The 9175-nt window shown below is 37.5% G+C and carries 10 protein-coding genes and 1 pseudogene; 10 read left to right on the top strand and 1 reads right to left on the bottom strand.

The annotated features are described in order from the left end of the window. The first annotated feature begins 124 nt into the window (after positions 1-124). The 3 genes and pseudogenes from NSS70_RS20695 to NSS70_RS20685 all read left to right on the top strand — a co-directional run. On the top strand, positions 125-1039 hold the full coding sequence (locus NSS70_RS20695) for a tyrosine-type recombinase/integrase (protein WP_340882728.1): 915 nt from the start codon (positions 125-127) through the stop codon (positions 1037-1039). Positions 1040-1071: 32 nt separating this feature from the next. Beyond that, positions 1072-1335, top strand: coding sequence for a hypothetical protein (locus tag NSS70_RS20690; RefSeq protein WP_062677247.1), 264 nt, complete (start codon positions 1072-1074; stop codon positions 1333-1335). Positions 1336-1349: 14 nt separating this feature from the next. Continuing rightward, positions 1350-1583: pseudogene (locus NSS70_RS20685) on the top strand (tyrosine-type recombinase/integrase); the annotation flags it as partial. A gap of 143 nt (positions 1584-1726) precedes the next feature. On the opposite strand, the gene NSS70_RS20680 reads toward NSS70_RS20685, so the two are convergent. Next, positions 1727-2971 carry a DNA-methyltransferase gene (locus NSS70_RS20680; protein WP_033015939.1) on the bottom strand — a complete coding sequence of 415 codons (1245 nt, stop codon included), beginning with the start codon at positions 2969-2971 and terminating at the stop codon, positions 1727-1729. Between the two features lie 78 nt (positions 2972-3049). Here NSS70_RS20680 and NSS70_RS20675 point away from each other — a divergent pair, with 78 nt between their 5' ends. The 7 genes from NSS70_RS20675 (at position 3050) to NSS70_RS20645 (ending at position 8723) form a co-directional block, all read left to right on the top strand. After that, positions 3050-3316, top strand: a complete 267-nt coding sequence (locus tag NSS70_RS20675) for a helix-turn-helix domain-containing protein (protein WP_340882719.1) — start codon at positions 3050-3052, stop codon at positions 3314-3316. 20 nt (positions 3317-3336) lie between these two features. After that, positions 3337-3972 carry a restriction endonuclease BamHI gene (locus NSS70_RS20670; protein WP_033015965.1) on the top strand — a complete coding sequence of 212 codons (636 nt, stop codon included), beginning with the start codon at positions 3337-3339 and terminating at the stop codon, positions 3970-3972. 395 nt (positions 3973-4367) lie between these two features. Then, positions 4368-5408 carry a ParA family protein gene (locus NSS70_RS20665; RefSeq protein ID WP_340882718.1) on the top strand — a complete coding sequence of 347 codons (1041 nt, stop codon included), beginning with the start codon at positions 4368-4370 and terminating at the stop codon, positions 5406-5408. Beyond that, on the top strand, positions 5401-6261 hold the full coding sequence (locus NSS70_RS20660) for an SIR2 family protein (RefSeq protein WP_340882716.1): 861 nt from the start codon (positions 5401-5403) through the stop codon (positions 6259-6261). The genes NSS70_RS20665 and NSS70_RS20660 overlap by 8 nt, the downstream gene beginning before the upstream one ends. Positions 6262-6648: 387 nt before the next feature. Then, positions 6649-7851 carry a Y-family DNA polymerase gene (locus NSS70_RS20655; protein ID WP_340882715.1) on the top strand — a complete coding sequence of 401 codons (1203 nt, stop codon included), beginning with the start codon at positions 6649-6651 and terminating at the stop codon, positions 7849-7851. After that, on the top strand, positions 7848-8195 hold the full coding sequence (locus NSS70_RS20650; RefSeq protein WP_097354411.1) for a YolD-like family protein: 348 nt from the start codon (positions 7848-7850) through the stop codon (positions 8193-8195). The genes NSS70_RS20655 and NSS70_RS20650 overlap by 4 nt, the downstream gene beginning before the upstream one ends. A gap of 324 nt (positions 8196-8519) precedes the next feature. Next, entirely contained in the window at positions 8520-8723 is a 204-nt protein-coding gene (locus tag NSS70_RS20645; RefSeq protein ID WP_097354410.1) for a hypothetical protein, read from the top strand. The last annotated feature ends 452 nt before the right edge of the window (positions 8724-9175 follow it).

Below are 9175 nucleotides of genomic sequence, written 5' to 3'. Positions count from 1 at the left end.
ACATTATATGTCTAACAATCTCGTCTTTTTTATGATATACTCGTCATATAATTTTATTTTTCGAAGCGATTATTTGCTCTTCGAATCCTTTTAAACTCGTCATATAAGTGAAAGGATGAAAAAGATGCTGCACGAATATGAAACATATTTGCAAGAGAAGGGGTTTTCTCCTAACACCGTGATCTCCTATCTCAATGACGTGAATCAGTTTTTGAAAGACTTGCATCTTCGTCCAGGCGATTACGTCACGTCAGCCGACATTCGCAAATGGATCCAGCAAATGTTGAATCCGACCGAAGGAAAACCGTTGGCCATTTCCACCATCAACCGCCGGCTCAATTCGCTGCGAAGCTTTTATTCGTGGGCGGTCGAACATCATAAGCTCGAACAGAACCCAATGAAAGACATCCAGGATTTAAAATCGGCCGATGAAGAGAACGAAAAGATTATGTGGCTCACAGAAGAAGAATTCGAGGACTTATTGCATCGGATGCGGAAAAAACTGGTGCAAAGCCGGGGAGTCGATCCTGAAGAGAAATATCGTCGGGACCGTGCAGTGGTGTACCTGCTTACCTATGCAGGATTGCGAGTAGAGGAGTTATCAAACTTAAAATTGACGGACTTAGATTTAGAGATGAAACGAATTCGGATCGTGGGGAAGGGAATGAAGGTCCGGACCGTACCGATCTCAAACATCCTACTGGCGGAACTTGAGGATTGGCTGAAGTTTCGTGCGGAAATGGCGAAAAAGAAACCGCATGTGGCCGCATCGCCATACGTCTTTTACAGCCAACGCTCGCCGAAGTTTTCGGTCCGAGGCATTCAGCGAATGATCGAAAGCTACAGCCTGCCGAATAAAAAATTAACTCCACATATGTTCCGACATACGTTTTGCAAGTGGATGCTAAAGGCGACGAACAACGATATCGAGAAAGTGCGGCGGCTTGCCGGCCACAGCAATATCGCCACGACGTCCAGATACTTAAAAGACAGCTATAGTGATTTGGCGGATGCCGTGGAGGCGTTGCCGAAGTTCTAAACCGAATGAATTGATTCTGGGAGGGATAAAACATGTCTATAATGGATCAATTAAAAGTGATTGATGGGTATTTTGCCGATAATGCGTTTTATATAAGCAGCATCGCCGGATTTCCGTTAGAAGGTCGATTCAAGGCCTCCGGTTTGCGTTCCTTGGCACAATTAATCGATGAGAACGAACCATTTTCTTTCACGTTAGGATCTAATACCGTGCTTCATGTCCCTGTGGAACTGAATCGGCAGCTGAAGAAGGAACTGTTCATGATAACGGATTGGTTGGAAGCCGAAAAGGAATAAACAAAACGTAAAACTTTTCGATCCGCGGCGTCCAGCGAATGATTGAAAGCCACAGCCTGCCGAACAAAAAACTGACGCCCCATATGTTCCGGCATACATTTTGTAAGTGGATGTTAAAAGCGACAAACAACGATATAGAGAAAGTTCGACGCCTCGCCGGCCATAGCAATATTGCCACTACGTCTCGATACTTAAAAGATAGCTACAGCGATCTCGCTGATGCGGTAGAGGCGCTACCAAAGTTCTAACAATATGGATTAGCTTGTTAACAAACTAAGCCTCAAGTGTTTCCTTGAGGCTCTTTTTAGTGTGCCTGACATGGGTGTATCTATATAAAAGTATACCGAATCGCGAAGGAAGAAGTAGCAGTTAGCTTAGTCATTTTTTATGCTCACAACGATAGTGTTATTTGTTCTGCTACAGCGTGTTCTTTATTTTCCATAAAATCTTCAGCCAACCAAAATCCATTCTTTCTTCTTAGCTCCTTTACTTTGTCAGGGAACAGCTTATTCTTTTCCTCGTACACTCTCTTGAGCAGTTCAATGTCCTTTTCTTTATTTTCAAGTCGTTGTTTGATGACTTCACAATTCCCCACTTCAAATCCAATCCATCTTCGTTTTAATAACTCACATACTGCATATGTGGTTCCGCTACCTCCAAACGGATCAAGAACAACGTCATTTTCATTGGTACTCATTGTAATTACTCTGTCTAATAGTTTAACAGGTAGTTCATTGTACTTCCTATTTTTGGAATTACTATGTCTAACTGGATAGATATCTGTCCAAACGTCAGATAAGTTTACACCATTTGGATTCATCTTATTTTTATACCCACCGTAATCCTTAATTTCTCCGCCACAATGACGACATGTTTGTATTGGAATCCGTTGTGGGTTAAAAGTTTTAGGCTTATTTCCCTTCACATAGTAAAGCAGGCTGTAATGCGCAGGGTAAAGTCGGTTTGGGATTGGTAGGTTGAATTTCATGTCAACAGCTATCCATGCCCAAAAATTTAGCTTGTCATTTAAGTAATTAGACAGATATGTGTGCCATTTTGGGATGTTGTAAATGAATAGTGAACCACCTGGCTTTAAAACTCTTACACATTCGTCAAGCCATGCAAAGCACCAACTAATGTATGTGCTGTAAGATTTACTGTCATCCACTCCGTCATCATATTCTTTGTCGAGGTTAAAAGGCGGGTCTGCAAAAATACAGTCTACACTTTCATCTGGAACCATCTTGAATAACTTTAAGCAGTCTCCTTTGAATAATTTTCCATATTCTGTTAAAAAATAAGGTTGAACAGTTGGTGGAACGGAATCATTATTTGTGGACGGTTTGCTGCTTTCAAGTAACTTTGCAATTTCCTTCACATTTTGTAAATAAGCATGTTCATACCCAGAGGGTATTCTTCCCAAAGCTAATTCAAGTTCTAATTTGGACATATCGAGATAATTAAGAATTGCATCAAGCAAACGCTCATCAGTAGGAATCATTCCAGTATCTTTTGTGCAAAGTAAGTCCGCTTTTTTTATGCCACGTTTTCGGAAAAATGAATACATTTGCGTTTCGGAATGTCCTCTGAGCCTTGCGTGATGAACAACCAAATCAAAAACACTAAAGAAACGCATTTATTTCACTCCATGTAACTTACAGTCTGTAGACTCATTGTCTACAAAAATTCTATCATTCGAGTGAAGTAGTGTCAATTGAAAGGCGTTGATGTGTCTTTGTCAAATGATATCAGAATTTTGTTCGGAAAAAACGTTCGCAAAATCAGGATTTCAATGGGGATTTCACAGGAAGAATTAGCTTTCCGTTGTGGGTTACATAGAACCTACATTTCTGATATTGAGCGTGGGACACGGAATGTATCCTTGGAAAACATCGAAAGGATAGCCCATGCCCTCAATGTTCCCCCAAAGGATTTGTTCGATTTTTCTTCCATCGAACCCAAAGATGACCAAGAAACATAAGGAGAGGGGTGCTATTCTTCATGAAGGTTGATAAAGTCTATATGACAGACATTGCCAAACAGTTGATAACTAGCGACAAACTATGTAAACAGGCGTATGAAGAGGTCATTACCTCTATTAGATCGTCTGTTTGGCCAAAAGGTTCAAATATCTTCACTATAAATAACAGCGAAAAAAATGTCAACGGTGTAGTACCGTTGAAAGAAAATTGCTATATAATGCTGGAAGAAACATACAACTGGTTTAGGGAGAAACCGCTTGATGTTTTAAAATATGAAAAGAAAAAAGGCGGTCCAATTGATGTCTACAAAGAATTTCGAGATGGTGATACAGTAAGGCGTGTCGGACTTGAATTTGAAACAGGAAATATTTCGTCAGCTCATCGTTCAATGCAAAAACTATTGTTAGGTTTGAACCGTAAAGAATTAGATATGGCAATAATTCTTATGCCAGTTTTTGAATTGGCTTATTATTTGACTGACCGTGTTACAAACTACGAAGAATTGGAGCCATACTTTGAAAATGCAGAAGGAAAAGCTTTTGTCTTCATCGGCTTTAATGCTGACGCTTTTGATAGTTCAGTGGAAATAATCCCCAAAGGAAAAGATGGAATGTCAAAGCGTTCAATAAAGAAATGGATACAGAAAAAAGACTAGCAAACTAGTAAGAGGCTTTTTTTTGGGTTTTAACGCTCCACTACACCGAATCCAAATAGAAATTTCAGCCACAGGTTAAGTGAATACTATCCAATAATCCCCCTTTGGTTTAGTGACCAAGGGATAATTTTTCTATATAAGTTCGAGGAAGATTTTTAGTAACATGGAAGCCATTGAATAGGTAAATATCTTTTATTCAAACTGATGTTGAATTTTTGGAAGATCAATATTAGGAAAAATTTAGTGAGTTTTTATACATAATTATGAATCAAGTATTTAGGATTGATCAAGTTGAACTGTATCATAAGTAAATGGGGGACAGTATTTAAATTTGGAATTAAAAATAATATAATTCTGCAATAAGGAAAAATGTTTAAATAGTGGGAGTGCCTATTATGAAAGTAATTACTTTTTTTAATAACAAAGGTGGAGTAGGTAAAACAACAACAGTTGTAAATTTGGCAAGTTACCTAAGTATAAAACTAAATAAAAAAGTTCTTTTAATAGATTTAGATCCTCAGTCTAATTCAACTCAGTTAATAATACCAGAAGATAAATGGGATGAATACTATGGTGAAAAACCGATTCATAAGACTATTTTTAACTATTTTGAAAATATGGATGAAGGCGAACCTAGGTTGGAAAACTGCGGTATTCCAGTTAAAAAAGAAGAAAATCATTATAAAATTGATTTAATACCTGGACATCCTAAGCTTGCTATTATAGACGATCTAATGAGTCGTAGTTGGAATGGTACTCTTGGACAGGATAAAGGGGAGTTAAGAAAGTTAAATTGGTTAAATCAATTAAAGCCTTGGGTTTCAGAGTATGATTATGTATTTATTGATGTGGGACCTTCTTTGGGGGCGTTGAATAGAAGTATTCTTCTTAATACAGACTACTTTTTTACACCAATGGGATCTGACATATTTAGTTTATTAGGAATAGAAAATATTGGTACATGGATGACTAGATGGATGGAGTTATATACAGATGCATTAAACAATTTACAAAAGAGTGATTCCAGCTTTAATTTAGAGACTTTTAGTGAAAAATACTTAATAAACACAGACGTTAAAAAGTATACCAGATTTATCGGATATTCTATTCAACAGTATTCGAAAAGGAAATTTAAAGGTAAAGTCAGACCTGTACAAGCCTATGAAAAAGTAATTAAAGACATGCACGGTACAATTTTAAGATATTTAGGAAGGTTTATCCCTAGCCATATAAACGAGGAGGATATTAAGTTAGGTGATATACCTTATGTATATAGTATAGTGCCGCTTTCTCAGACCTCAAATATGCCAATCTTTAATCTAGACTATAAAAGTGGTATAAGAGGTAATCAAACTAGTAGTGTTGCTGAATATACAGAGTTTATTCATCAAATAGCTTTGAACTTCTTAAGAAATATTGGTGATAAAGATGAGTAAGATAGTTTGGCCAGAAAATTTGATAGAAGAAATAGCATATAGAAGGGCAATATTGTTTTTAGGCTCAGGAGTGTCTGCTACAGCTGTAAATGACGAAGGGAAATCTCCAGAAACATGGGGAGAGTTTCTGAAGAACATAAAAAATTTGATTAATAATGCAAGACCAGAAGATTTGGAGTTTATTAATAAAATGATAGATCAAGAAAATTACCTGCTAGCATTACAAGCAATTTATGATTTATGTGATTCAGGAGCATTTAGTAAATATTTAAAGGATAAATTCTCAAGAGGGAAATTTAAACCATCTTCTGTACATAAAGCAATTAAGGAGATAGATAGCAAAATTGTGATTACAACAAATTTTGATAAAATTTATGATAATCTTTGTAAAGAATCACATTATGTAATATATGATTATCAAAAAACAAAATCAATCATTGCAAATATAAAATCTCCGGAAAATGTGATTATTAAAGCGCACGGGTCAATTGATGATACAGATGAAATAATATTTACATCCAAACAATACTATCAAGCTCAAGAAAAATATCCAGATTTTTATTCTTTACTAAAGGCACTTTTCCAAACTCACACTGTATTATTTCTTGGATATAGTTTAAATGATCCAGATATTAATCTAGTGTTGCAATCAATACGAAATACGTCAAGTAGTGCAGCTCCTCATTACATTGTTATAAAAGAGGGAATATCAAAACATATAGTTAAACATTGGGAGGATACATATAATGTTAGGTGTCTAGAATATGGACCGAGCTACGATAATTTCCAAGAGAACATTGAAGAACTTAAAAACTTAGTTTTAGGTTTGAGAGAAGAACGTAATATACCATAGATGCAAGGTTTAGAAAAAAAAGAGACCGTCCCAAAAGTGTTCGCATAGCAACCGCTTCTGAGGCTTTTTTATGAGATCAGGGCCTTAGCGTACGATTTTTTAAAATGCAACTGATCAGCTTACTATTTTAAAGGTACGGTCTCTGCAAAAGCGCATCGTTGGGATCCTTACGAATGGGAATGACCGGAGCAATCCGGTCTTCTTATTTTTGTCTAACAATTCCTCTCCCTGCTTATCTCCTTCTTTCCCCAGTTTCCACTTGACTTCTTTCACAAAATATAAGAACATATATTCGTAAACCAAACATGTGTTCTTATAAAGGAGGTCTTTGCGTCGATGCTGCTCGATATTTCTTGTCTGCCAAAAAATAAAATTTTATGAATCGATATGAAGAGTTTCTACGCCAGCTGCGAATGCGTCGATCATGGACTGAATCCTCTAGAAGATTATGTCGTCGTTGTCTCTGATAAAAATCGAAGTGGGAGTGTAGTTCTAGCTGCGTCTCCGAAAATGAAACAGGATTACGGAATCAGGACAGGAAGCCGTCTATATGAAGTGCCTTGCCGTCGCCATATCCATATTTTTAACGCCCGTATGAAGCGGTATTTGGAAATCAGCGTTCAAATTACAGAGCTGTTTTCCACCTTTGTCCCTTTTGAAGCGATTCTCACGTACAGCGTTGATGAGAGCTGGATAACCCTAGACGGTACGGAAAAGTTACATGGATCCCCCATGGAAGCGGCCAAAAAAATACGCACCGCGATCTGGAATAAATTCGGTCTTCCATCTTGCATTGGCATCGGCCCAAACCGTTTCATCAGCAAAGTCGTACTGGATGTATACGCCAAAAAACAAGGCATCGCTGAATGTACGTATGAAGAAGTACCGAAAAAATTATGGCCAGTTCCATTGCGGGAAATTTGGGGCATTGGCAACAGAATGGAGAAACATCTGAACAATATGGGAATGTACACTCTTGGAGACGTGGCAAACAGTTCCTTGGATCGCTTACGGAAACGGTTTGGCGTAATAGGAGAACAGCTTTACTATCATGCTTGGGGAATTGACTTAAGCCCTCCTTTTATCGACGCAAGGACCTTCCCTCAAAAAAGTATCGGAAAAGTAATTACATTACTGCGCGACTACTGGAAGGAAAACGAAATTTTAACAGTTGTGTTGGAACTTTGTGAGGAAGTAGCAAAACGAGCGCGTGAAATCGGTAAAGTAGGACGCACCGTTTCGTTTAGCGTGCGCTATTCGCATAATGAAGGAGGATTCCATCAGTCCGTCACCCTTGATACCGCTACAAACTTAACGATGGATATCTACCGCGTCTGCAAGCAGATTTTCCATAAGTTTTATGACGGGCGAAGCGTGCGCGTTATTCATGTATCCCTGGGAAATTTAATGGACGAGGAAAGTTTGCAGTTGTCCCTTTTTGAAGATAGAACGAAGGAACGCGCTCTTGCCAAAGCAATGGATGCGATTCGCGACAAATTTGGTCCAAATGCGCTGTTGCGCGCAGTCAGTTATACACCTGGAAGCGTCGCCCGCATCCGCACCGGCTATATAGGAGGGCATCAGGCATGAACCATCGCGATCGTGGAATCATCAAATACTCGCCCTTTTTAATGCCAGAACACCGCAAAATGCTAAAGGAACTTCGTGAAAAAGAAGAGCGGATCCATCCCTCCCATCACGACGAGCAACAATATGAAGAATGGAATCGGATCATTTTCGAGGCGATGGAGTTTGCTTCTTATCTCTCGATTCAATACATATATAATTATCGTTTATATTGCGTCATTGGTCGTGTTCATTACTACGATCAGTTAAATCAAACATTGCGATTCAAAGAAAAAGACAGTGGGAAAATCCATTATATCCACGTTTCATCGATTAAGGAAATAAAAACAGCCCCTTCTTCACCTTGAAAGGGGCTTGTTGTTGTCCATCCTCAAACAGCTCATTCGTTAAATCTACAATTTCTTTTCTCCGATTATCAGTTTCTTCTTTATTCGTACGATTTTTTTATATAGAAATATATTATTTAAAACTATGTTCTAAATAATCAACAAAACAATATATAGTAGTTTCTAACCAAAAAACCATACTATATATCGGTTGTTTATAGTCAATATGGCATGGTGTAAATAGATAAATATTCACAAATAAAGAAAAAATAACCAATATTTTTTACGATTTTTTATTTTTACGAGAATTATTCATATAAATTAATAATGAAAGGAGGGAGAATTATGAATGATACTACACTCATTACATTACTTTCTGGACTAATAATGGGGATAGCTGGAAGTGCCTTGTATGAGATAATCACACACTTAGTTCAGCACCCCGATACACCCATTAAGGATGCTTTTGCTCTGCCGCAAGCAAAAGTACTGAAAGGGTGTATTATGATTAGCCTAATTGTTGTGATGTACACATTGGTGAAACTGTAATACCTTTGTGCTCTGTAACTTTTGAAACCTGTGAAACTCAACCTTTTACTTTCGGCTACTCGATAACAGAGTAGCTCTTTTTTTTATCTATTTATTCTATTATTCTCTAAAATAAATATTAGCATAAACTATTATTTTATGCTCCCGATCTTCATAAGTTTACTACTGATCTTCATAAAACGTTAATCATTTGTGGACAAAATTTTTGGCAACTATCCATCACATTCTTTAATGTATGATGCGATTCAATGAATGATGAGAGACAAAAGCACAAAAAATTTAGGAAAAATTTAACATAGACAAGTAGAAAGAAAAACCGTTTTCGTTATATATGAAGCTTCCCGCAAGCCGTCCGAAGAGCACAGGTCCTTTATGCGCCTAACAAGCAAAAATTACAATGGGGTGAGGCAAAGGAAGAAGCGTCCTTGGGAAGGAGGTAAAAAATAAAACGC

The sequence above is a fragment of the Aeribacillus sp. FSL K6-2848 genome (genome assembly GCF_038004325.1).
Lineage (GTDB): Bacteria > Bacillota > Bacilli > Bacillales > Aeribacillaceae > Aeribacillus > Aeribacillus composti.
This window is presented reverse-complemented; position numbering and strand designations above follow the sequence as displayed.